At 63.4% G+C, this 23670-nt stretch carries 26 protein-coding genes and 1 tRNA gene; 6 read left to right on the top strand and 21 right to left on the bottom strand.

From position 1 onward, the window contains the following. The 4 genes from HTY51_RS01385 to HTY51_RS18765 all read left to right on the top strand — a co-directional run bounded on the left by HTY51_RS01385 (window position 1) and on the right by HTY51_RS18765 (window position 3917). Window positions 1–612, top strand: coding sequence for a GNAT family N-acetyltransferase (locus HTY51_RS01385; RefSeq protein WP_174251052.1), 612 nt, complete (start codon window positions 1–3; stop codon window positions 610–612). After that, complete coding sequence (locus HTY51_RS01380; RefSeq protein ID WP_174251051.1) at window positions 606–1817, top strand: VWA domain-containing protein; 1212 nt, start codon at window positions 606–608, stop codon at window positions 1815–1817. The genes HTY51_RS01385 and HTY51_RS01380 overlap by 7 nt, the downstream gene beginning before the upstream one ends. Window positions 1818–1959: 142 nt before the next feature. Continuing rightward, window positions 1960–2034: transfer RNA gene (locus HTY51_RS01375), tRNA-Arg, on the top strand. 278 nt (window positions 2035–2312) lie between these two features. After that, entirely contained in the window at window positions 2313–3917 is a 1605-nt protein-coding gene (locus tag HTY51_RS18765) for a methyl-accepting chemotaxis protein (RefSeq protein ID WP_174251050.1), read from the top strand. 15 nt (window positions 3918–3932) lie between these two features. Here the strand turns inward: HTY51_RS18765 and HTY51_RS18720 are convergent, their stop codons facing one another. Next, the gene (locus HTY51_RS18720) at window positions 3933–4055 is read right to left on the bottom strand and encodes a hypothetical protein (RefSeq protein WP_256406578.1); all 123 of its coding nucleotides are present in this window, start codon (window positions 4053–4055) and stop codon (window positions 3933–3935) included. Window positions 4056–4209: 154 nt separating this feature from the next. Further along, window positions 4210–4416, bottom strand: coding sequence for a hypothetical protein (locus tag HTY51_RS01365; protein ID WP_174251049.1), 207 nt, complete (start codon window positions 4414–4416; stop codon window positions 4210–4212). 54 nt (window positions 4417–4470) lie between these two features. Between HTY51_RS01365 and HTY51_RS01360 the strand changes: the two genes are divergently transcribed. Then, on the top strand, window positions 4471–5001 hold the full coding sequence (locus HTY51_RS01360; RefSeq protein ID WP_174251048.1) for a DsrE family protein: 531 nt from the start codon (window positions 4471–4473) through the stop codon (window positions 4999–5001). 63 nt (window positions 5002–5064) lie between these two features. Here HTY51_RS01360 and soxB read toward each other — a convergent pair whose 3' ends face one another. The 11 genes from soxB to HTY51_RS01305 form a co-directional block, all read right to left on the bottom strand. Then, the gene (soxB, locus tag HTY51_RS01355; RefSeq protein ID WP_174251047.1) at window positions 5065–6801 is read right to left on the bottom strand and encodes a thiosulfohydrolase SoxB; all 1737 of its coding nucleotides are present in this window, start codon (window positions 6799–6801) and stop codon (window positions 5065–5067) included. 70 nt (window positions 6802–6871) lie between these two features. After that, window positions 6872–7528 (bottom strand): sulfur oxidation c-type cytochrome SoxX, encoded by a 657-nt coding sequence (gene soxX / locus HTY51_RS01350; protein WP_174251046.1) that lies wholly within the window; start codon window positions 7526–7528, stop codon window positions 6872–6874. A gap of 15 nt (window positions 7529–7543) precedes the next feature. After that, window positions 7544–8338 (bottom strand): sulfur oxidation c-type cytochrome SoxA, encoded by a 795-nt coding sequence (gene soxA / locus HTY51_RS01345; RefSeq protein WP_174251045.1) that lies wholly within the window; start codon window positions 8336–8338, stop codon window positions 7544–7546. An 83-nt stretch (window positions 8339–8421) separates the two neighbouring features. After that, window positions 8422–8733 (bottom strand): thiosulfate oxidation carrier complex protein SoxZ, encoded by a 312-nt coding sequence (gene soxZ / locus HTY51_RS01340; protein WP_174251044.1) that lies wholly within the window; start codon window positions 8731–8733, stop codon window positions 8422–8424. A 52-nt stretch (window positions 8734–8785) separates the two neighbouring features. After that, the gene (gene soxY / locus HTY51_RS01335) at window positions 8786–9241 is read right to left on the bottom strand and encodes a thiosulfate oxidation carrier protein SoxY (RefSeq protein ID WP_174251043.1); all 456 of its coding nucleotides are present in this window, start codon (window positions 9239–9241) and stop codon (window positions 8786–8788) included. Window positions 9242–9313: 72 nt separating this feature from the next. Further along, the gene (locus HTY51_RS01330; protein ID WP_174251042.1) at window positions 9314–10420 is read right to left on the bottom strand and encodes a c-type cytochrome; all 1107 of its coding nucleotides are present in this window, start codon (window positions 10418–10420) and stop codon (window positions 9314–9316) included. Next, window positions 10404–11768 (bottom strand): sulfite dehydrogenase, encoded by a 1365-nt coding sequence (gene soxC, locus HTY51_RS01325; protein WP_174251041.1) that lies wholly within the window; start codon window positions 11766–11768, stop codon window positions 10404–10406. The genes HTY51_RS01330 and soxC overlap by 17 nt, the downstream gene beginning before the upstream one ends. Before the next feature lie 56 nt (window positions 11769–11824). Beyond that, entirely contained in the window at window positions 11825–12163 is a 339-nt protein-coding gene (locus tag HTY51_RS01320) for a helix-turn-helix transcriptional regulator (RefSeq protein WP_174251040.1), read from the bottom strand. A 100-nt stretch (window positions 12164–12263) separates the two neighbouring features. Then, window positions 12264–12581 carry a hypothetical protein gene (locus HTY51_RS01315; RefSeq protein ID WP_174251039.1) on the bottom strand — a complete coding sequence of 106 codons (318 nt, stop codon included), beginning with the start codon at window positions 12579–12581 and terminating at the stop codon, window positions 12264–12266. 129 nt (window positions 12582–12710) lie between these two features. Further along, entirely contained in the window at window positions 12711–13910 is a 1200-nt protein-coding gene (locus HTY51_RS01310; RefSeq protein WP_174251038.1) for an OmpP1/FadL family transporter, read from the bottom strand. A 43-nt stretch (window positions 13911–13953) separates the two neighbouring features. Further along, the gene (locus HTY51_RS01305; protein ID WP_174251037.1) at window positions 13954–14520 is read right to left on the bottom strand and encodes a DUF302 domain-containing protein; all 567 of its coding nucleotides are present in this window, start codon (window positions 14518–14520) and stop codon (window positions 13954–13956) included. Between the two features lie 220 nt (window positions 14521–14740). On the opposite strand from HTY51_RS01305, the gene HTY51_RS01300 reads away from it, so the two are divergent. Beyond that, on the top strand, window positions 14741–15058 hold the full coding sequence (locus HTY51_RS01300; protein WP_174251036.1) for a metal-sensitive transcriptional regulator: 318 nt from the start codon (window positions 14741–14743) through the stop codon (window positions 15056–15058). A 69-nt stretch (window positions 15059–15127) separates the two neighbouring features. Here the strand turns inward: HTY51_RS01300 and HTY51_RS01295 are convergent, their stop codons facing one another. The 8 genes from HTY51_RS01295 to HTY51_RS01260 form a co-directional block, all read right to left on the bottom strand. After that, on the bottom strand, window positions 15128–15436 hold the full coding sequence (locus HTY51_RS01295; protein ID WP_174251035.1) for a c-type cytochrome: 309 nt from the start codon (window positions 15434–15436) through the stop codon (window positions 15128–15130). A 30-nt stretch (window positions 15437–15466) separates the two neighbouring features. Further along, complete coding sequence (gene fba / locus HTY51_RS01290; protein ID WP_174251034.1) at window positions 15467–16504, bottom strand: class II fructose-bisphosphate aldolase; 1038 nt, start codon at window positions 16502–16504, stop codon at window positions 15467–15469. A 32-nt stretch (window positions 16505–16536) separates the two neighbouring features. After that, entirely contained in the window at window positions 16537–17730 is a 1194-nt protein-coding gene (locus HTY51_RS01285) for a phosphoglycerate kinase (protein ID WP_174251033.1), read from the bottom strand. 13 nt (window positions 17731–17743) lie between these two features. After that, a complete protein-coding gene (gene gap / locus HTY51_RS01280) occupies window positions 17744–18742 on the bottom strand; it encodes a type I glyceraldehyde-3-phosphate dehydrogenase (protein WP_174251032.1) in 999 nt (332 codons plus the stop codon). A 22-nt stretch (window positions 18743–18764) separates the two neighbouring features. Further along, window positions 18765–19448 carry an HAD family hydrolase gene (locus HTY51_RS01275; protein ID WP_174251031.1) on the bottom strand — a complete coding sequence of 228 codons (684 nt, stop codon included), beginning with the start codon at window positions 19446–19448 and terminating at the stop codon, window positions 18765–18767. A 23-nt stretch (window positions 19449–19471) separates the two neighbouring features. Next, the gene (gene tkt / locus HTY51_RS01270; protein ID WP_174251030.1) at window positions 19472–21532 is read right to left on the bottom strand and encodes a transketolase; all 2061 of its coding nucleotides are present in this window, start codon (window positions 21530–21532) and stop codon (window positions 19472–19474) included. Between the two features lies 1 nt (window position 21533). Then, window positions 21534–22418, bottom strand: coding sequence for a phosphoribulokinase (locus HTY51_RS01265; protein ID WP_174251029.1), 885 nt, complete (start codon window positions 22416–22418; stop codon window positions 21534–21536). Window positions 22419–22567: 149 nt separating this feature from the next. After that, a complete protein-coding gene (locus tag HTY51_RS01260; protein WP_174251028.1) occupies window positions 22568–23662 on the bottom strand; it encodes a class 1 fructose-bisphosphatase in 1095 nt (364 codons plus the stop codon). Between the last annotated feature and the right edge of the window lie 8 nt (window positions 23663–23670).

Raw genomic sequence — 23670 nt, 5'->3', positions numbered from 1 at the left:
ATGGCTTTCGTCCAGCCCGTCACCCTGGCGCAACGCGGCGTACAGCTGGTGCCGCTGGAGCTGGCGCACGAGACCGGCCTGCGCGCTGCGGCTGCCGATGGCGAACTCTGGAAGCTGCGCGTGACCTCGGTGCCTGGCCCGGACGAAACCCGTGCTTACATCGAAACGGCGCTGCAGGCCCGCACCGAAGGCCACCGCTTCGCCTTCGCCGTGCTGGACGAGCTCAGCGGCCGCGTGCTGGGCAGCACCAGCTACCACGACATCCTGCCTGCCGTGAAACGCGTGGAGATCGGCTACACCTGGTACGCGAAAAGCGCGCAACGCACCCATGTCAACACCAGCTGCAAACTCATGCTGCTGACCCATGCCTTCGAGACCCTGGGCTGCCACGTGGTGGGCTGGCGCACCGACAATTTCAACTTCGCTTCGCAGGCCGCCATCGAGCGCCTGGGCGCGAAGAAGGACGGCGTGATCCGCGGCCACGCCCTGCGGCGCGACGGCACCATCCGCGACACCGTGATGTACAGCCTGGCGCAAGGCGAATGGCCCGAGGTCAAGGCCCAGCTGCTCTACCTGCTGGACAGGCCGCATGGCAAGGGGGGCGCATGCTGATCGACTTCTTCTACACCCTGCGCGCCGCCAAGCTGCCGGTCTCGGTCAAGGAATACCTGACCCTGCTCGAAGCGCTTCAGGCGGGCGTGGTCGGACCCAAGGCCGTCCCGGATGATGAGGCGGCCACCAGTGGCTACTCGATCGACGACTTCTATTACCTCAGCCGCACCACGCTGGTGAAGGACGAGAAGCACTACGACAAGTTCGACCGCGCCTTCGCCGCCTACTTCAAGGGCGTGGAGATGCTGACCGACTTCACCAAGGACGTCCCGCTGGAGTGGCTGCGCAAGAACCTGGAGCTGAACCTCAGCCCCGAAGAGAAGGCCGCCATCGAGAAGCTGGGCTGGGATGAGCTGATGGAGACGCTCAAGAAGCGCTTCGAGGAGCAGAAGGAGCGCCACGAGGGCGGCAGCAAGTGGATAGGCACGGGCGGCACCAGCCCCTTTGGCGCCAATGGCTACAACCCGCAGGGCATACGCATCGGCCAGGACAGGAGCCGCAACAAGAGCGCGGTGAAAGTCTGGGACCAGCGCGCCTACAAGGACTACGACGACACCCAGGAACTGGGCACGCGCAACATCAAGGTGGCGCTGCGCCGCCTGCGCCGCTTCGCGCGCGAGGGCCACGAGCTGGAACTGGACCTGCCCGACACCATCCGCGCCACCGCCGAGAACGCCGGTTACCTGGACATCAAGATGGTGCCCGAGCGCCACAACAACGTGAAGGTGCTGCTGCTGATGGACGTGGGCGGCACCATGGACGAGCACATCGCGCGCGTGGAGGAGCTCTTCAGCGCCACCAAGACCGAGTTCAAGCACCTGGAGTTCTACTACTTCCACAACTGCGTCTACGACTTCATGTGGAAGAACAACCGCCGGCGCTACAGCGAGAAGTTCCCGACCTGGGACATCATCCGCAAGTACAACAAGGACTACAAGCTGGTCTTCGTGGGTGACGCCACCATGAGCCCCTACGAGATCCTGCAGCCCGGCGGCAGCGTGGAATACAACAACGAGGAAGCCGGCGCCGAATGGCTGCAGCGCCTGACCAACGCCTTCCCCAAGTTCGTCTGGATCAACCCCGAGCCCCAGGGTGTCTGGCAGTACCGCCAGAGCATCAGCATCATGCAGCAGCTCATGAGCAACCGCATGTACCCCCTGACCATCAAGGGCATCGAGGAAGCCATGCGCCTGCTGACGAAATAAAGAGGCTCAGCCAAACTGCGCGCAGCGCGGTTGAACCCTCTCCTCCCTCCGCTTGGGCGGAGGGAGGCTGGGTGGGAGGTGGGCATCACATACAGCCGTACGGCGGCTGACCGAGGCGCCATTTACAATGACGCCTCGGTCAGCCGCCGTAGTTCAATGGATAGAACGAGCGCCTCCTAAGCGCTAGATACAGGTTCGATTCCTGTCGGGGGCGCCACAACTCCCCACACCCCATGGATGCTGGACTCCGTGTCCAGCCCGTGCCACGCCCTCAGCGGCGGCGTCCTCGCGGCCGTATCCAGCATTCCCCGGTCATTTCCCTGCAGCGCACAACATAAGCGCACGCGCATATAACCACACCCGAAGCAGGCCCAATTCCAGTTTTGTCTAGGACAAATTGACGAATGGATATGATCAGCACACTGAATGAAGCGGCCTCATGGCGGCATCAATAGGCCCACAAACAAGGCTTTAACTGGATTCCCAATGAAAACTATGACGGTACGTTCCAAGCTGGCTTGGGCATTTGGTAGCCTCATCCTGCTGGTCCTGGTCATTGCGGGCTTCTCCTTGAAGGACCTTGCGGACGCCAATGCACGTTTTGAAGACTATGTCAGCGGCATCAATGCCCGCGCCAGCACCGCTGCGCGGGTTCGCGCCGCCATTGATCTTCGCGCCATTGCGGCTCGCAATCTGGTGCTCGTCACGAAAGCGGAAGACCTTGCACTTGAAAAACAGATCGTTCTGAAGGCCCATGAGGATGCCACTCAGAGTCTCACCAGGCTGAAAAGGCTGGCTGAGACCGGGAAGGTGCCAGCCCAGGCGCGGGAAATGATCAATGAGATTGACCGGATCGAGCGGGCCTATGCACCTGTGGCTCTCAATATTGTTGACTTGGCGCTGAATGGCCAGCGCGAGGCGGCCACAGAGAAGATGAACAGGGAGTGCCGCCCACTGCTGGCTGCGCTCATCAAGGCCACCGACAACTATGCCGACTTCACAGAATCCCGGGCGGCGGATCAAGTCAAGGCGGCCGCGCAGGAATATGCCGTCCAGCGCAATGTGCTGATTGCGGTTGTCGTGCTTGCCATGGTGTTGGCGCTCATCGCGGGCATGGTGATCACGCGAAGTTTGTCGCATGATCTGGGTGCAGAACCTTCGGAATTGCGTCGTATCGTCAACCAGGTGGCCGATGGCGATCTGAGGACTGCCGTGCGGGTTCGCATCGGCGATGAAGCAAGCGTGCTGGCCGCAGTCGCTCGCATGCAGTCATCTCTCACGCGGATTGTGTCTTCGGTTCGGCAAGGCGCAGAAGAGGTCTCCAGCGCATCGGAGCAGATTTCCAGCGGCAACGCAGAGCTGTCGGCACGCACCGAGAGCCAGGCCAGTTCACTTGAGCAGACCGCCGCGTCCATGGAACAGTTCAGTTCCACCGTTCGGCAAAACGCTGACAACGCCCGGCAGGCGAGCGAGCTGGCGCAAAGTGCCAGCTCGGTGGCCGAGCATGGGGGTGAAGTGGTCGGCAAGGTGGTCGATACGATGCGAGGCATCAACGAAAGCTCACGCAAGATTGCCGACATCATCGGCGTCATTGACGGCATTGCCTTCCAGACCAATATATTGGCCTTGAACGCAGCGGTGGAGGCCGCGCGTGCCGGTGAACAAGGTCGAGGTTTCGCTGTGGTCGCAAGTGAAGTCCGTAGCCTGGCGGGCCGAAGTTCCGAAGCGGCCAGGGAAATCAAGGCTCTCATCACCGATAGCGTGTCGCGTGTCGAGCAGGGCGCCATCCTGGTCGATGATGCGGGCAGAACCATGGTCGAAATCGTTTCCGGAATCCGGCAAGTTGCTGACATCATTGGTGAAATTTCGGTTGCAAGCCGTGAACAAAGCCAGGGCGTGGCCCAGGTCGGAGAAGCCGTCAGTCACATGGACCAATCCACGCAGCAGAATGCTGCGATGGTCGAAGAGATGGCCGCCTCTTCGGCCAGCATGTACACGAAGGCACACGAGCTGGTCGAGGCCGTGGCGGTGTTTCAGCTGGCAGATCGAAGTGGTCTTGATCACCCTGGATATGTCACGCCACTGCTGCCGGGGCGATGATCGCCGCCCCCGGGATCATTTGGTCGGCACCGCACCGATCGCGGTCGGCGGGCCGATGTCCTTGAAGGGACCGAGCGGGTTGCGCGTGGCTTCCACCTCGTTGACTGCGGGCTGGCCGCTCCAGGATCGGTAGACCACCGTGTCACTCACCTTAGAAATGCGCCCACCTACGACCTCCTCACCACGACAGGCGTCTCGCGCCTCCAGGCAGGCCGGGATGCACGGGTCCAGATCTTCACGTTTGAGCAGTGCGCCGGGTACGAAACGGTGCACCTCATTGCCCTGAGCTGGGTCATATCGGGATGATGGGCCTGCGTAAAGCCATTGTTTCCAGCGCCTTGCAGTCATCTTGTGGCTCCAAGGCTTCAAGGGCAGCGCGGGCCTCGTCAAAACGCTGGAAGCTCGCAGTATTGGTATGTGTCTCCGGCAGCATGGAGGCACAGCCGGTCAGCCAAGCCACCACCAGCATCCCCCTAATACCCTGCATGTCTTGACGCATCGCATGGCAACTATGATGGTCTGCCCACCCTGCCCCGACCATCAGGAGTTCCCTATGTTTCGCCTGTCTGCCCTGCACCTGTATGCTGGCCTCACCTTGGCCGCAGGCCTCTTGCTGCCGCCCACCCCCGCCCTGGCCCAGGCCAAGGTGGTGCAAACGCCCTACCAGAACCCCAAGGCCCTGGTCGACATCTTTCTCGACGACCCCGCCAAGCTGGGGGCGGCCCTGTACTGGGTGCGCAGCCTGGTCAATCCGCTGACCGAGGCGCCCTACAGCATGTTCCCCGAGGACATCAAGATCATTGTGCTGCTGCACGGCACCGAGATCGTGACGCTGGCGAAAAAGAACCAGGAACGCTACCAGGAGGTGCTGCAGCGCATGCGCTATTACGCCGACATGGGCGTGAAGTTCAAGGTCTGCGGCCTGGCGCTGCAGGACTACGGCTACAGCGCCGCCGACATGCAGGACTTCGTGGAGGTCGCACCCTCGGCCATCACCGAGCTCATGCACTGGCAGAACCAGGGTTATGCGCTGATTCCTGCGGTCGTGTTGGACAAGAAGTTCTCGATCGAGCAGATCCGCTGATTCCGGTCAGCGCAAAAAAACGGGCCCCGCGGGGCCCGTTTTTCTGCTGGCCGCCGTGCGGCTTTACAGCGCGGCGTAACCCGGATTGGGCAGCACGCCGTCGACCTTGGGCATGTTGAGCTTGCGGGGGCTGATCTTGCCGCCGCGCGCCTTGAGCCAGGTCTCGACCACGTCCCAGACCTGCTTGTTGCCGGCGTTGCGGGCCTCCTCGGCCACCGGGGCCCAGCCGGCCACCTTGTAGCTCTTGTCGGCCTCGATCAGCTTGCCGTTCAGGCGCATGTCGTAGATGCGCTTGCCCATGCTTTCCAGCGGGTTGCAGCTGTAGGTCAGTCCGCCCACGCGCACCATGTCGCCGCCCTGCTGGTAGTAGGGATCAGGGTTGAACAGGTTGTCGCAGACGTCTTCCAGCACGGTCTTGATCGTGGCACCGCTCATCGGGGTCACGGTGGCGTAGGAGTAGGTGGTGGCGGTCATGTCCATCAGCCACTCGCGCGTGAGCGCCTGGCCCGGCAGCAGGCTGGTGCCCCAGCGGAAGCCCGGCGAGAAGGCGATGTCGGCGCCCTGCACGTCCAGCAGCGCATCGAGCAGCAGCTGGTCGCCGGTGCCGTTGAAGTTGCCGCGGCGGTACAGCGTGCCTTCGGTCACGCCCAGCACCTCGTTCAGCTTGGCTTCATAGGGCGAACGGATCTTGTTGATCAGCGCGTCCATCTCCTTGTCGGCCGGCAGCATGTTGGAGAACACGGGCAGCAGCTTGTAGCGGAAATCGCTGACCTTCTTGTCCTTGACATCGAAGTCGAGCACGCCCAGGAACTTGCCGTTGGAGCCGGCGTTGGTAACCAGGGTCTTGCCACCCTTGTTGCTGACGATGCTGGCTACGGGCATGCCGTCGTGCGTATGGCCGCCCATGATGGCGTCGATACCGGAGACACGGCTGGCCATCTTCAGGTCCACGTCCATGCCGTTGTGCGAGATCACCACCACGACCTGGGCGCCCTTGCCGCGCGCCTCGTTGACCATGGCCTGCATGTTCTCGTCCTGGATGCCGAAGGCCCAGTCAGCCACCATGTAACGCGGGTTGGCGATGGGGGTGTAGGGGAAGGCCTGGCCGATGATGGCGCAGGGCACGCCATTGATCTCGCGGATCACATAGGGCTTGAAGACCTGGTCACCGAAGTCGTTGGTCTTGACGTTCTGCGCCACGAAGTCCACCTTGCCGGCGAAGTCCTTCTCGACGATCTCCTTGACACGTTCCATGCCGTAGGTGAACTCCCAGTGGCCGGTCATCACGTCCACGCCCAGCAGCTTGCAGGCGTCGACCATGTCCTGGGCATTGGTCCACAGCGAGGTGGCCGAACCCTGCCAAGTGTCGCCGCCGTCGAGCAGCAGCGCGCCGGGGCGGCTGGCCTTCATGCGCTTGACCAGGGTGGCCAGGTGCGCGAAGCCGCCGACCTTGCCGTAGCGTTTGGCGGCCTTCTCGAAGTCGAGGTAGGTCAGGGCATGTGCCTCGGCCGTGCCGGGGCGTACCTTGGCGACCTTGAGCAGGTGCTCGCCGACCAAGTGCGGCAGGTTGCCCTTCATGCTGCCGATGCCCAGGTTCACGTTGGGCTCACGGAAGTAGATGGGCTTGAGCTGCGCGTGGCAGTCGGTCATGTGCAGGAAGGACACATTGCCGAACTTGGGAATGTCGTACAGACCCTGGGCCGCCGTGGCCGCGTCGGCCTCGGCGTAGGTGCCCATGCCCAAACCAGCCATGGTGCCCGCGCCGAGCACCTGCATGAATTCACGTTTTGAAAGATTCATGTTTTCGCATCCACTGATGTTTAGAGGAAAAAAGAGCCCGGGGACGCACCCCGGGCCGATGGTAGAGGAATTACTGGTTAACCGGCGACTTGGGGTCGAGCAGCAGGGCCATGATGTGCTTGACCTGCTGTTCGGTCAGCACGCCCTTGTGACCGGCGCGCGGCATCTGCGAGCAGGCGTTGTAGGCACGTGCGTTCCAGATCTTGCCCCAGGTGTACTGGATGATGGCCGCAGACTCGGGCGCATACAGGTTGCTCACACCACGGATCTTGCCGTAGTTGTACAGGCTCGGGCCCAGCGTGCCGAAGGAGATCTCCTGCTTGCTGATCTGGTGGCAGTTGTAGCAGTTGCCGCCGTTCTCGCTGCCGGCCGCATCGCTCCAGGTCATGCCGCGACCGCTCTGGGCAATCTTCTCGCCTTCCTTCCAGTCACCGATGTACTGGCCGCCCGCGGGCCACTTGATGCTGGCGAAGTTGGCCGCCTCGATGGCCTTGGCCGTCTTCTCCTCGATGGGCTTGCCCGCCACGTCGGCCTTCATGCATTCGAGGTTGGCATCGTCCAGCACCAGGCGGTCGACCTTGGCCTGGCCCTGGTCACGGAAGGAGGCCTTGGCGATGTCGGTCGCCATCTTGTCCAGCTCGGCGCTGCTGGGCAGGCTGGAGCAGCCAGCCACCAGTGCAGCAGCCAGGGCAGCAAAGCCTGCAATGTAGAGAGTCTGTTTTTTCATGGTATCGGTCTCCTCTTAGCGCTTGATGGCCGGGGCGATGTTCTCGGCGCCCTTGGCGTTGACACCCATATAGGTGCCCAGGGCGACGGTGGCGTCACTGCCAAACAGCGGGTAGGGGAAACGCTGCTGGCGGTAGCAGTCGTTCAGGCGCAGCTGCATGCTCCACATCTGGCCGTTGGAGACGCGGTAGGCCGGCCAGGCGGCAAAGCCGATGCCGTCACCCGGATTCTTGGTCAGGTTGGGCAGGTCCTGCAGGCGGATGCGCTTGCCGTCCTCGCCGTGGCAGCTGGCACAGGAGAAGTCGTGCGAGCCGCTGCGCATGAAGAACAGGCGCTTGCCCACTTCGTACATGACCTGCTCCTGGCTGTGGCTCTGGGGCAGGTTGAATTTCATGCCGCGCGACTCGGCAGCGATCCAGGTGGCCAGGGCCGTGACGTTGGCCTGCTCGCCGCGGCCAAAGGCCGTCTTGGCGATCTCCGCGCCGTTGAAGCCCTGCAGGGTCTCCATGCAGCTCACCAGGCGGGACTCCAGGTCCTGCACCTTGTTGGTGTCGGTAAAGTGGCGCGGCAGCTCGACGAAAGCACCCTTGACCACGCCCGGGCCCTTGCCCAGATCACACTTCTCCAGCGAGGCGTTCTTGGGGCCGCGCTTTTGCTTCCACAGGTCTTCACCCTTGGCTTCGAACAGCTCGGCCGGGTTACCGTCGGCCAGCATGGCGCGGTATTCCGCAATGCCGTCGCTGGCGGACTTCTGGGCCAGCGCAGCCCCGCTGATCATGGTGGCGGCGAGCGCCAAGGTCCAACGTTTCATTTTTGTCACCTCGTCGGTTGTTGTGAAAGCAAAAAATGGAGAAGGGTCGCGCCCTTCTCCATTTGTCGTTCAGTGCAAGGGTATCAGGATACCGTAGCTTCGTCGGTACGGCTGTCGCCCTTGTTGTCCTTCCAGGTCACGGCAATCTTGTCACCGGCCTTGGCACCCTTGACCACAAACTGCATGAAGGGGTTCTTGGAGACGGCCGGGCCCCACTCGGCGGTCATCACAACCTTGCCGTTCAGGGAGGCGCTGACGTCCTGGATGAACCACGCCGGCACCAGCTTGCCTGCCGAGTCCTTGCGTTGTCCGGATTCCATTTCGTGGCTCATGAGTACGCGCACGGTGGCCTTGTCGCCAGCGGCTTGCGCGCGAATGCGCATCGGATCTGCCATTTTGATACTCCTAAATCTGTGTGAATACTGTGGTGGTTCTGTGCGTCAGCGCTTAACCGCCGCAGCCGCCCAGCGTGACCTTGACTTCCTTCTTCGCAAAGAAGGCCTTGCCATCAGCCATGATGGCCACGGCGTACACGTCCGAGGACTGGCCCATCTTGGCGCGCGTGGCAAAGTTGGCTTCCACCGCATCGCTCACGTTGAACATGGCCACCATGGCCGCCGGGTTCTTCTCCACCAGGATCAGCATGCGCTTGACGCCTGCCAGCGTGGTGCTGGCCGTCAGCGGCACCACCGCACCGTTCTCGGCAATGTCCGGACCACCAATGGTCACGTCCTTGCTCTCCACCGGAGCGCCCGCGCCCAGGGCCTTGGCCACTTCGGCCGCAGTCTTGGCGTCAAAGGCAGCCTTCTCGTAAGCCGCAGCCTGCTGCGGGATCAGGCCGGCGGAGGCCAGCAGGCCCGCCACCACGGCGCTTTGTTTCAGTGTCTCGCGACGAGTTTGCATGTGATGCTCCTTGAATAAGTCCATGCTAATGAAAAAATCTACCCTGCCCTATCGGTATTTGTACTTATTGCCTCACTTCGCCGCGCCGGCTGCCAGCCAGGCTGCGATAGTTTTCGCTTCAGCTTCGCTCAGAGACTGCGCTGGCATCGGGATCGGACCCCAGACGCCAGAGCCACCATTCTTCACCTTGCCCGCCAGATAGTCAGCCTTGCCGGCGTGCTTCTTGGCGATGTCCTGGAAGCTCGGGCCCACCAGCTTCTTGTCCATGGCGTGGCAGGCCGTGCAGCTGTACTTGGAGAGCAGCGCCAGGACCGCCTTGTTGTCGCCGCCGGCAGCGGCAGGCTTGGCCGCCGGTTTGGCAGCAGGAGCCGGTTTGGCCGCCGGGGTTTCCGTGGCCGACGCGGCGACACCTGCCTTGCGCTCAGGTTGCGTCGTGTCGGCGCCATGCTGGGCACCCACCAGACGGTTCTGCTCGGCCAGGTTGCCGTGCGCATTGCGGGCATAGTCGGGCAGGAAAGAGGCGACCTTGGCTTCCGGCACGCAGTCCTTCATACAGGCGACGTTGTTGGTATCGGCCTTCCTGACCTTGCTGAATTCCGGGCCGGGCCACATATTGTGCTCACGCGTCATGCCGTTGCGGTTGGGCATGCGGGCCTGCACTTCGGCAATGTTCTTGTCCGACATCACGAAGTTGTCGGGCACGATACCGCCCAGGTTCAGCAGGAAGGCCGTCACGGCGTACACCTCTTCGGTGCTCAGCGACTTGGGGGCATTCCAGGGCATGGCACGGTTGATGTAGTCCCACAGCGTGGACACGGTGGGCACCTTCATCAAGGTGGTGCGGCCCGGGTAGTCCGCGCGCTGCAGGTTGGCCACGCGACCGGTCTTGATGTCCTCGGCCGTGGTGCCGCCCACCAGGGGGCTGAACACTTCGCCGGACTCGCCGAAGATGCCATGGCAGTGGGCGCACTTGCCTTCCCACACGTCCTGGCCCTTGGCCACGCTGCCGGAACCGACGGGCAGACCCTTGAAGTCGGGGCGCACGTCGATGTCCCAGGCGGCCACTTCCTTGGGGGTCGCATCGCGACCGACACCCGGGTACTTGGCGCTCTGGGCCTGCGCAACACCGGCGCCAGCCAGCAGTGCGGCCGTCAGAACTGCATTAAGAAACCTGGACATTTTTCACCTCACCGCTTTCCTGCACCAGCCACGACTGGATGGCATTGTTGTGATAGATCGAGCGCGTGCCACGCACGGCACGCAGTTGCTTGTAGGTCGGCTGCACATAACCCGTGTCGTCGGTCGCGCGGCTCTGGATGATGGCCGGCTTGCCGTCCCACACCCAGTCGATGTTGAAGCGCGTCAGCGCCTTGGACATCACGGGGTTTTCCAGGCGCGCACGGCGCCAGTTGCGGCCGCCGTCCACCGACACGTCCACCTGCTTGACCTTGCCGCGACCCGACCAGGCCAGGCCGGAGATGTTGTAGAAGCCCTTGTCCAGCAGCACCTGGCCGCCCGAGGGCGTGGTCACCACGCTCTTGCATTCCTGGATGTTGGTGTACTGGCGGTGCAGCCCGCTGGGCATCAGGTCCATGTAGTGCACGGCCTCGTCCTTGGCCGCGTAGGGCATGTCGCCCACTTCGATGCGGCGCAGGTACTTGACCCAGCTCACACCCTGCACACCCGGCACCACCAGGCGCAGCGGGTAGCCCTGCTCGGGGCGCAGCATCTCGCCGTTCTGGCCGTAGGCCACGATCACTTCGCCGGAGGTGATCAGTTCCATGGGGATGGTGCGGGTCATGGAGGAGCCGTCGGCGCCCTCGGCCAGCACGAACTTGCCCTTCTTCAGGTCGGCCCCGGCCAGTTCCAGCAGGGTGATCAGCGGCACGCCGGTGAACTCGCTGCAGGAAATCATGCCGTGCGTGTATTGCACGGTCGGCACGGCCACATTGCCCCACTCGACGGCGGTATTGGCGCCGCATTCGATGAAGTGGAAGCGCGAGACGGCCGGCAGACGCATGATCTCGTCCATGGTGAAGACCTTGTTGGCCTTGACCATGCCGTTGACCATCAGGCGGTGCTTGGACGGGTCGATGTCCCACCAGCCCTGGTGGTGACGCTCGAAGTGCAGGCCGCTGGGCGTGACGATGCCGAACAGCGACTGCAGCGGCGCAAAGGACACCGAAGCCTGGGTGGTCTGGGTCAGACCCGGGCTCTGGCGTCGCTGCACATTGGATTCGAACTTCGAGGGCTTGCCGTAGCCGTCATCCACGGCCACACCCTGGCCCAGACCCGTGCTGTGCTCGGGCAGTTTCAGGATGTTGGGGTCGCCACCCTCGGTGGGCACCGGGTTGCCCTGGGCCAGCGCGGCAGTGCCGGCGGCACCTGCGGCAGCCGCGGCAAACGCGTTGCGTATGAAATTGCGGCGGCCCTGTTTGGCCTCCGCAACGACGGTCTGGATCTCGTCGCGGTTCAGAAAATTCTCGGGCGCCTTGCGGATCCTGCCCGAACTCAAGTTGTCCTGCATCACACTCTCCTTGCTATCGTTGCCATCAGCTGGCGATTCGTCTGCCTGCGCCCGGCTCAGTCCACACCGGCCTGGCGCGCCTCTGTCCCATCCGTGCCGACCTGCTCGCACACGGCCTTGCACACCCGCACCACCGTTTCGTCGGCGATGCGGTAATACATCTGCGCGCCATCGCGCCGCTTGTCCACCACGCCCGCCCGGTACAGCACATTAAGCTGCTGCGACATATTGGGCTGCGACACCTCGATCTCCTGTAGCAACTGCGAAACGTTCTTCTCGTTCCCGCACAGCGCGCCGATGATGCGCAGCCGGATCGGCGTGGACAGCACCCCGAACAACTCGGCGGCGGCCTCATAGCCGGCGATCGTGGTGACCTCTGCTGCCGCGCGCTTCATTTGCTATTTCTTAATATTCACATACGCGAATATATAGATTCCACGAAATATGTCCCTAGGTGTTTACGCGTATTCCGACTAAACCCCTTGGGGTTTATTTTCACTTTGTGAAACGGTAATGATCCCGGTTCAGCACGGCAGCGACGGCCGTGACCTCTTCCGGGAAAAAGCCCAGGTTGAGCTCGGTATTGCACTGCTCGACCATGCCACGCAGGTAACCGGCCGTGTTGATGCGCCCTGCCGGCTTGTAGATGGCACTGCCATCGCCGCCCACCTTCTGCTGGTGGCAGGCCACACACTTGCTCTCGGCGATCAGCTTCTCGCCCAGCTTGAGATCAGCCCCCTGGAACACGGGGGGCACCTGGGCCGCGGCCACACTGCCGAGCATGAAAAAGGGGATGGCGAGGTATTTGTGCATGGTCACAAGATTAGCGAAGAGTGGGACTGTGGGCAACCACCCCTGCAAACGGCAGGGGTGTGCAAACGACACAAAAAAGGGCCGGGCTTGCACCCGGCCCTCAGACCTTTGGAATCAAACGTAGCGCGCTTAGTACTTCCAGCTGAACTGGACGCCCAGGGATTGCTGGGACATCTTGATGGTGTCATTGCCGCCGCCGCCAAGCAATGACGAGGTCGGACCTGTCACGGAGTTTTCGGGTGCGTACATATAGGCGACCGTCAGCTCCTTGTCCTTGGCCACAGCGTAGGTACCACCCAAGGTGTAGTGGGTCGTGATGACGCCAGGCGCCAGGATGTTGAAAGTCGCATCACGAGACTGGATAGGGTTGTCGCCAACGTTAAGTCCAGCGCGCAGAGTCAAATCGCCGCTCGACTTCCACTCCACACCCAGCTTGTAAACGTTGACGTCCGACCACCCAAAGCCCGGACCATTGGCCGCACCGAGTGTCCCGCCCGTATTGCTGGGGTTGGCGATAGCCTTCACGCCGCTGTACATGATCTTCTGATAATCGAACGCAACACGCAGGGTCGGGGACGCCATGAAGCTCGCGCCAATCGTGTAGTTTTCCGGGATATCAAAGTCCCCCTGCTCGGCAAACAGGCCCTTGTACTTGTCGAACTTGGACATGTCTGTCTTGGGCGAATAGGACGCACCAAGGGAAACCGTGCTGCTGATCTTGCCCAGATAGCCGATGCGCACGCCGGTGCCAGTGCTTGTGTCGTAGCCGGTGTCTGTGACGCCAAAGTTCTGGAGGCCAGACGCCTTGAACTTCTGCTGGATGAAAAGGGGCGAAACGCCCACGGAATGATCCGGGGCAAATTTGTAGGCGAGCGTGGGTGCAACGATCAACTGGATGAGATCAACGCCCATGCGACCGGTACCAAATCCGTTGTTCGTCGGATAGTCAGTGTTCATGCCGCCATTGCCGTAGACGGTCAGGTTGAAAGCCAGTTTGTCGCTGATGACTTTGTTCCAGCCAAGCTCGGGCACGAGAAACTCGTTGCTGTCGCTGCTTGCTGCCCAAGAACTGGCTGTCGACGATGCACTGCGCTTGGGCATGAACAGGTCAACACCCAGGTCCACGCGGTTACCTGCCCAGGCGGCGGCGGCCGGATTGTTCGCACCGGCGAACGCATCGTCGGTCGAGGCGACAGCCGCGCCAGCCATGCCCTTGGCCTTCATGCCATAGCCGTGCGCGAAATAGCCGTTGGTGGCCATGGCCGCAGGCAGGGTGGCAGCAGCAGCCAGGGCGATGGCTGTGTTGCGGAAAAGTTTTGTCTTGCTCATATTGTCTCCGTGGTTATATGAATTTTCCTAGCTGACTCTTCGCTCAGAACTCACCCTTGGAGCCGCGTTCCATCATGTCCCAGATGGTTTCGCGCACTTTCCAGGCTTCTTCCTTCAAGGGGGACGGCAGCTTGCGCCCCATCTTGACCATCATGTCCATGTTCAGCGTGTACATCCACAGGCCGTCTTCCTTCTCCACCACCGTGATGCGGCAGGGCAGGTAGGCCGCCATGTGCGGGCTGAAATCCACCATCATGCGGGCGGTGGCGGGCGTGCAGAAGGAGTAGACCTTGAGGAACTTCTGCGGCTTGCCGGTGCGCGCCTCCAGCTCCTTGGACAGCGGCAGATCGCCCACACCCTTCATATTGCGTTCGGCGGCGATCTGGGTCAGCGCCTGCTCCAGGTCGTTGATCGTCACACCCGCCTTGACCTTGCGCTCCCAGGTCGTGGCCACGGCGATGTCGCCCTCGGCGTCGACCCAGCGGTCCCACATGCGGCTGGCTTCGGCGCCCGCGCCGTCCTCCAGCTTGCCTATCGTGCTGATCGTGCCGCAGCCGGTGGTCAGGACAACAAGAGCCAGCAGAGGCAGGCTGCGAAGAATTCGGTTCATAAGACTCACGTGAATACCCTTCATGGAAATGTACAGAAACTGGAAGCCCTACCCCCTAGGGTAAGTACGGCTGTCATCATCGTGCAACAAGTTCCTGCTCACGGCCATAGGGACCTACCCTATACCCTATAGGGTAGGGTATGCGACAGCGGGCCGCGTGCCCCGCCGGCTGAAATCTGGCACACTGAATGCCTTGCAGCCTGTTACCTGAGAGCCGTCCATGCCGAGAAAGCCAGCCGCCGCCCCCGCAGCAGAAGCCTCCAAATCCGCCATTTACCGCGCCGATCACCAGAAAGACGTGGTCAACCGCCTGCGCCGCATCGAGGGGCAGGTGCGTGGCCTGGTGGAGATGATTCAGGAGGGCCGCAGCTGCGAAGACGTGGCGCTGCAGATGTCAGCCGCCCGCAAGGCCATGGACAAGGCCTTCTACCGCATGATGGCCTGCACCGTGATGGAAGCCGTCTACGACGCCGAGAGCGAGGAACACGCCATGCAGGAAGTCGAGAAGTCGGCCCGCCTGCTGGAAAGATTCGGCTGAGCCAGCGCTGAAATGCAAGGGGCGGTCCCGCAGGACCGCCCCTTCTTCTTTTCCGTCTCTGTACGAAACTTATCTGGCGCCGGCCAGCACCCAGGTCGCCAGGGTCTTGGCATCGGCTTCGGCCAGGGCTGCCTGCGCCGGCATGGGCACCGGGCCCCACTTGCCGGCCCCACCCTTCTTGATGCTGCCTGCCAGCATGGCCTCGGCATCCTTCTGGTCCTTGTATTTCTTGGCCACGTCCTGGAAGGACGGGCCGACCATCTTGCGATCAACCGCGTGGCAGGCCATGCAGGCATTCTTGCTGGCGATTTCCTTGCTGGCGAAGGCGGGCATGGACACCAGTGCGACGGCAGCCAGTGCGATGTGGATCAATTTCATGGGGTCTCCTCGGGTCGGTTGTTGAAAAACTCAGGCGTAACGGGCCGCCATGGCTTCCAGCGCGATGGGCTTCATCTTCGAAGCCATGCCGGCACAGCCGAAGGCCTCGAAGCGCGCCTTGACCACACCGCGCGCGGCCTTCTTGGCAGCGGCCAGCGCCTTGCGCGGATCGAACTCGCTGGGCTGCTTGGCGAAGATCTCGCGCATGGCGCCGGTCATGGCCAGGCGGATGTCGGTGTCGATGTTGATCTTGCGCACACCGCTCTTGATGCCGCGCTGGATCTCCTCCACCGGCACGCCATAGGTTTCCTTGATGTCGCCACCGTACTGGCGGATGATGGCCAGCCACTCCTGCGGCACGCTGCTGGAGCCGTGCATCACCAGGTGCGTGTTCGGGATCTGTGCGTGGATGGCGGCGATGCGGTCGATGGCCAGGATGTCGCCGGTGGGCTTGCGCGTGAACTTGTAGGCGCCGTGGCTGGTGCCGATGGCAATGGCCAGCGCGTCCACGCCGGTCTTGGCCACGAAGTCCTTGGCCTGCACCGGGTCGGTCAGCATCATGTCGTGCGTGAGCTTGCCCTCGGCGCCGACGCCGTCTTCCTCGCCGGCTTCGCCGGTCTCCAGCGAACCCAGGCAACCGAGCTCACCTTCGACCGAGACGCCCACCGGGTGCGCCATCTCGCAGACGCGGCGCGTGATGTCCACGTTGTAGTCGTAGCTGGCCGGGGTCTTGCCGTCCGTCATCAGCGAGCCGTCCATCATCACGCTGGTGAAGCCCGAGCGGATGGACTGCTGGCAGACCGCCGCCGAGGTGCCGTGGTCCTGGTGCACCACCACCGGGATGTCCGGGTGCGACTCCACGGCCGCGAGCATCAGGTGGCGCAGATAGGGCTCACCCGCGTACTTGCGCGCGCCGGCCGAAGCCTGCAGGATCACCGGGCTGTCGGTTTCCTGGGCTGCTTCCATGATGGCCAGCACCTGTTCGAGGTTGTTGACGTTGAAGGCCGGCACGCCATAACCGTGCTCGGCGGCGTGATCGAGAACCTGTCGGAGTGATGCGAATGCCATGGTGTCGTCCTGTCTAGTATGAAAAAAGAAAATCAGCCCTGCGCACGTTTGGCCAGGATCTCGAAGGCCGGCAGGGTCTTGCCCTCCAGCACCTCCAGGAAGGCGCCCCCGCCGGTGGAGATGTAGCCCACGTCCTTCTCGATACCGTACTTGGCAATCGCCGCCAGGGTGTCACCCCCGCCGGCGATGGAGAAGGCGCTGGACTGGGCAATCGCCCTGGCAATCTCCTTGGTGCCGTTCTCGAAGGCCGCGAACTCGAACACGCCCACCGGGCCGTTCCACACGATGGTGCCGGCCGCCTTGAGTTGTTCGGCCAGCTTCTTCGCGGTCTCGGGCCCGATGTCCAGGATCAGGTCGTCGGCTTCCACCTCGGTGGCCTTCTTGATCGTCGCCTTGGCATCGGCCTTGAATTCCTTGGCGGTCACCACGTCCACGGGGATCGGCACTTCAGCACCCCGGGCTTTCATGGCTTCGATGACGGCCTGGGCCTCCTTGAGGAGGTCGGGCTCGGCCAGGCTCTTGCCGATCTTCAGGCCGGCGGCCAGCATGAAGGTGTTGGCAATGCCGCCGCCCACGATGAGCTGGTCGACCTTGTCGGCCAGGGATTTGAGGATGGTGAGCTTGGTGCTGACCTTGGAGCCGGCAACAATCGCCACCAGGGGGCGCTTGGGCGCGCTCAGGGCCTTGCCGATGGCATCCATCTCGGCCGCCAGCAGGGGGCCGGCGCTGGCGACCTTGGCGTACTGGGCGATGCCGTAAGTACTGGCTTCGGCGCGGTGGGCGGTGCCAAAGGCGTCGTGCACGAAGATGTCGCACAGGGCGGCCATCTTTTTGCCGAGTTCTTCGCTGTTCTTTTTCTCGCCCTTGTTTAAACGGCAGTTCTCCAGCAGCACGAGTTGGCCGGGGGCCACGCTGACGCCGTCGACCCAGTTGGAGATGAGCGGCACCTCACGGCCCAGCAGTTCGGCCATGCGCCGGGCCACCGGGGCCAGGGAATCCTCCGGCTTGAATTCGCCTTCGGTGGGGCGGCCCAGGTGGGACGTCACCATGACGGCGGCGCCGGCATCGAGGGCCATGCGGATGCAGGGCAGGCTGGCGCGGATGCGGGTGTCTTCGGTGATGTTGCCCGCATCGTCCTGCGGGACGTTGAGGTCGGCGCGGATGAACACGCGTTTGCCTTTGGCCTGGCCCTGCTCGCACAGGCTCTGGAAGCGGAGGAAGTTCATGCTTGGCTCCGGATCAGCGGCCGACCACGCGTGCCATCTCCAGGCACTTGTTGGAGTAACCCCACTCGTTGTCGTACCAGGCCACGACCTTGATGAAGGTCTTGTCCAGCGCGATGCCGGCCTCGGCATCGAACACCGAGGTGCAGACTTCACCGCGGAAGTCGGTGGCCACCACCTTGTCTTCCGTATAACCCAGCACGCCCTTCAAGGCGCCCTGGCTCTGGGCCTTCATCTCGGCGCAGATTTCCTGGTAGTCGGCTTCCTTGTTCAGTTCCACGGTCAGGTCGACCACGGAGACGTCACTGGTGGGCACGCGGAAGGACATGCCGGTGAGTTTCTTGTTGAGCTCGGGGATGACCACGCCCACGGCCTTGGCCGCACCGGTGGAGCTGGGGATGATGTTTTCCAGGATGCCGCGCCCGCCGCGCCAGTCCTTGTTGGAAGGACCATCCACGGTCTTCTGGGTGGCGGTGGCAGCGTGCACGGTGGTCATGAGGCCGCGCTTGATGCCCCATTTGTCGTTGAGCACCTTGGCCACGGGGGCCAGGCAGTTGGTGGTGCAGCTGGCGTTGCTGATGATGGCCTGGCCGGCGTAGCTCTTGTCGTTGACGCCGAAGACGAACATGGGGGTGTCGTCCTTGCTGGGGGCGGAGATGATGACTTTCTTCGCACCGGCGGCCAGGTGTTTCTCGGCGCCGGCCTTGTCCAGGAACAGGCCGGTGGATTCGATGACGACGTCAGCGCCGACTTCGTTCCATTTCAGGTTGGCGGGGTCGCGTTCCTGGGTCAGGCGGATCTTCTTGCCGTTGACGATGAGGGTGCCGCCTTCGACGCTGACTTCACCCTTGAAACGACCGTGCACGCTGTCGTACTTGAGCATGTAAGCCAGATAGTCGGGTTCGAGCAGGTCGTTGATGGCGACGATCTCGATGTCCTTGAAGTTCGCCACGGCGGAGCGCAGCACGTTGCGCCCGATGCGGCCGAAGCCGTTGATGCCTACCTTGATCGTCACAAAACTCTCCTCTGATGGTTTGTCAATTCAATAGCTGACGGAAGTCAGGAATCACGCGATCGGGCCCGCAAGCCTCGATGGGCTGGCCCATGTTGTAGCCATAGGGCATCGCCCAGACCGGCACACCGGCATTGCGCGCGCTGGCCACGTCGATCGACGAGTCGCCGACGAACAGCGCGCGCGCGGCGTCCACCTGGAACTGCACCAGGCAGCTGTGGATGCCGGCCGGATCGGGTTTCTTGGTCGGCAGGGTGTCACCGCTGACCACGCGGTCGAACAGCGGCTCGAGCGCGTGGGCGGCCAGCACGGTGCGCGTGTAACGCGCCTCCTTGTTGGTGACCACGGCCAGGTAGATGCCCTGGGCACGCAAGCTCTTGAGCACCTCGCGCACATGCGGGTACAGGTGGCTGCGCGTGCCGCAGCGGCGCTGGTAATGGCGATCGAATTCGGCGGCAATCAGGGGCAGGTCATCACAGCGGCGTACCTCCTCTACCGTGAGCCGGCGCACCTGGGCCAGCGCCTGCACCAGCAGCTCGCGCGTGCCGTGGCCAATCCAGCGGTCCACCTGCTCCTGCGCCACCTGCGCCAGGCCAAAGTGCTGCAGCGTGTCGTTGACGGCATCGCAGATTTCGGGCGCGGTTTCGATCAGCGTGCCATCCAGGTCAAACATGACCAGATCGAAAGGCACGTTTACTTGCTTATTCATGGAAATAAATCTGGCAAAAAAAATCAGGCGGCCGCTGCGGCACCTTCGCGCACCAGACCCCGCACGGCCTGCACGATGGCTTCCACCGTGATGCCAAAGTGCTGGTACAGGTCCTTGGCGGGCGCCGACTCGCCGAAGCTCGCGATGCCCACCACATGGCCACGGCGGCCGACGTACTTGCGCCAGAAGTCCGGATGCGCGGCCTCCACCGCCACACCCGGCAGGTCCAGCGGCAGCACGGCGTCCTGGTAGGACTGCGGCTGGCGGTCGAACACATTGGTGCAGGGCATGGAGACGACACGCGTCGGGATGCCTTCCTTGGCCAGCAGCTCATGCGCCTGCATGGCCAGCATGGTTTCGGAACCGGTGGCGATGATCACCGCGCGCGGTACGTCGATCTCGGCCAGGATGTAACCGCCGCGTCGGATGTGGGCGGCAAGTTCGGCGCGGTCGGCCAGGCGCGGCAGGTTCTGGCGCGAGAGCGCCATGGCGCTGGGACCGTCACGGCGCTCGATGGCGCAGGCCCAGGCCACGGCGGTCTCCAGGCCGTCGGCCGGACGCCAGACGTCCAGGTTGGGGATGATGCGCAGCGAAGGCACGTGCTCGACCGACTGGTGCGTGGGGCCGTCTTCACCCAGGCCGATGGAGTCGTGCGTGAAGACATGGATCACGCGCAGCTTCATCAGCGCCGCCATGCGGATGGCGTTGCGCGAATAGTCGCTGAAGGTCAGGAAGGTGCCACCGTAAGGGAGGTAGCCGCCGTGCAGGGCGATGCCGTTCATCATGGCGGCCATGCCGAACTCGCGCACGCCGTAGGACATGTGGTTGCCCCAGGCGTCGCGCCCGGCCTTGATGCAGCCCTTGAAGTTGGTCAGGTTGGAGCCGGTCAGGTCGGCACTGCCGCCAAAGAACTCGGGCAGCAGGGGGCTGAGCAGATCCAGCGCGTTCTGGCTGGCCTTGCGGGTCGCCACGGCGTCGGCCTTTGCGGCGACAGCTTCGAACAGTTCGGGCAGCCTGGCGGCGAAGTCGGGCAGCAGGTCACCGGCCATGCGGCGCTCGAACTCGGCTGCTTCCATGGGGTATTGCGTGCGATAGGCCTCGAAGCGGGTGCGCCAGGAGCGCTCGGCGGCAGCGCCACGTTCCTTCGCGTCCCAGGCCTGGGCAATATCAGCCGGAATCTCGAAGGGGGCGGCGGTCCAGCCCAGCTCTTCGCGCGTGGCGGCCACCTCGGCGGCGCCCAGCGCAGCGCCGTGCACGTCATGCGTGCCGGCCTTGTTGGGCGAACCCTGGCCGATCACGGTCTTGCAGCAGATCAGGGTGGGCTTGCCATGCGGCAGCGCGGCCTGCTTGCGCGCCTCAACCAGGGCCGCTTCCACGGCCGCGGGATTGTGGCCATCGACATTCGGGATCACGTGCCAGCCGTAGGCCGTGAAGCGGCCAGGTGTGTCGTCGGTGAACCAGCCTTCGACGTGACCGTCGATGGAGATGCCGTTGTCGTCGTAGAAGGCGATCAGCTTGGACAGGCGCAGCGTGCCGGCCAGGGCGCAGGCCTCGTGGCTGATGCCTTCCATCATGCAACCGTCGCCCAGAAAGGTGTAGGTGTGGTGGTCCACGATGTTGTGGCTGACACCGTCTTCCTCGCGGTTGAATTCGTCGGCCAGCAGCTTCTCGGCCAGCGCCATGCCCACGGCGTTGGCGATGCCCTGGCCCAGCGGGCCGGTGGTGGTTTCCACGCCCGGCGTCACGCCCACTTCCGGGTGGCCGGCGGTCTTGCTGTGCAGCTGGCGGAAGCGCTTGAGTTCGTCCATCGGCAGGTCGTAGCCGGTGAGGTGCAGCAGCGCATAGATCAGCATGGAGCCGTGGCCGTTGGACAGCACGAAGCGGTCGCGATCAGGCCAGTGCGGATTGATCGGGTTGTGCTTGAGGTGGCGGTTCCACAGCACTTCGGCAATGTCGGCCATGCCCATGGGCGCGCCGGGGTGGCCGGACTTGGCCTGCTCGACGGCATCGACCGCCAGCATGCGGATGGCGTTGGCCATGCGACGGGCGAGTTCGGGTGTGGGAGGGGTCTTCAGAACGCTCATTTCAGTTCGCTCCCAGCGCGCGCTTGCGCCGTTCCATCATGCGCCAGACGAAGGGCGTGAAGATCAGTTGCATGGCCAGTTCCATCTTGCCGCCGGGCACGCAGATGGTGTTGGCGCGGCTCATCCAGGAATCGTCGATCATGTTGAGCAGATAGGGGAAGTCGATGCCCTTGGGATTGGCGAAACGGATCACCACCATGCTCTCGTCGGCCGAGGGGATGTCGCGCGAGATGAAGGGGTTGGAGGTGTCCACCATGGGCACACGCTGGAAGTTCACGTGCGTGTGCGCGAACTGCGGCACGATGTAGTTCACGTAGTCGGGCATGCGACGCAGGATGGTGTCGGTCACCGCCTCGGTGCTGTAGCCGCGCTGGTGCTTGTCGCGCCAGAGCTTCTGGATCCATTCCAGGTTGATCACCGGCACCACGCCGATGCGCAGGTCCGGATGCTGGGCGATGTTGTGCGCGGGCGTGACCACGGCGCCGTGCAGGCCTTCGTAGAACAGCATGTCGGTGTCGGCCGGCAGCGCTTCCCAGGGCGTGAAGGTGCCGGGCTCCTGCTTGTAGGGCGCCGCCTCTTCCTCGTTGTGCAGGTACTTGCGTGCCTGACCGGTGCCGGATTTGGCGTAGTTGGCAAACAGGCTCTCGAGTTCGCCGAACAGGTTGTTGTCGGAGCCGAAATGGCTGAAGTGCTTGTTCCCGGTCTTCTCCGCCTCGCTGGCCTTGAGCTTCATCTCCTTGCGGTTGTAGCGGTGGAAGCTGTCGCCCTCGATGATGGCGGCCTTCACGCCTTCACGGCGGAAGATGTTGGCGAAAGTGCGCGTCACGGTGGACGTTCCGGCCCCCGATGAGCCGGTGATCGCGATGATGGGATGACGTTCAGACACAAAGGTCTCCTGGAGCTAAGAATTCTTTCGATCGAGGCACTGCAAAGCCACCTATGCGATATTCATCGCGGGACACCGCGGAACCGGCTTCGCCGGGCCGCTGGTGTCGTCCCCCTTGGGGGAAGGGCCCGCAGGGCACTCAGGGGGGGTCATACTCTGAACAGGCCGCGCTCATGGAACAGCGGGTTGTCGTCCTGGACCTTGGCGGGCTCGGCGTGGTAGCGCTCGATGCGTTCCACCTCGTTCTTCGAGCCGAAGATCAGGCCGATACGCTGGTGCAGCGAGGTCGGCTGGACCGTCAGCATGGGCTGGCGGCCCGTGCTGGCGCGGCCACCGGCCTGCTCCATGATGAAACCCACGGGATTGGCCTCGTACAACAGGCGCAGGCGGCCCGGTTTGGTCGGGTCCTTGGTGTCCTTGGGGTACATGAAGACGCCGCCACGCATCAGGATGCGGTGCGCCTCGGCCACCATGGAGGCGATCCAGCGCATGTTGAAGTCCTTGCCGCGTGCACCGGTCTTGCCAGCCATGCATTCATCGACATAACGCTTGATCGGCGCTTCCCAGAAGCGGCTGTTGGAGGCGTTGATGGCGAACTCCTGCGTGTCGGCCGGAATCTGCATCTTCGGGTGCGTGAGCATGAACTCGCCCAGGTTGGGGTCGAGCGTGAAGCCGTTGACGCCGTTGCCCACCGTCAGCACCAGCATGGTGGTGGGGCCGTAGAGCGCGTAGCCAGCGGCCACCTGCCGGGTGCCGGGCTGGAAGAAGTCGGCATCGGTGACATCGCGGCCGGACTTGACCACGTCCTCGGGCGCGCGCAGGATGGAAAAGATGCTGCCGACCGAGACATTGACGTCGATGTTGCTGGAGCCGTCCAGCGGGTCGAACACCAGCAGGTACTTGCCGCGCGGTTGCTTGGCCGGGATCTGGTAGGGCAGGTCCATCTCTTCGGAGGCCATGCCGGCCAGGTGACCACCCCACTCGTTCAGGCGCGTGAAGAGGTCGTTGCTCAGCACGTCGAGCTTCTTCTGCGTCTCGCCCTGCACGTTCACGCTGCCGCCGTTGTCGCCGTTCTGGTTGCCCAGCACGCCACCGAGCTCGCCGAAGGCCACTGCGCGCGCAATGGCCTTGCAGGCCAAGGCCACGTCGAGGATCAGCGCATTGAAGTCGCCCCGGGCGTCGGGGAAGCGACGGCGCTCCTCGATCAGGAACTGGGTCAGGGTGGTGCGTTTGGACAGCGGCATGATGGAGG

The organism is Rhodoferax sp. BAB1, assembly GCF_013334205.1.
Taxonomy (GTDB): domain Bacteria; phylum Pseudomonadota; class Gammaproteobacteria; order Burkholderiales; family Burkholderiaceae_C; genus Hylemonella.
This window is presented reverse-complemented; position numbering and strand designations above follow the sequence as displayed.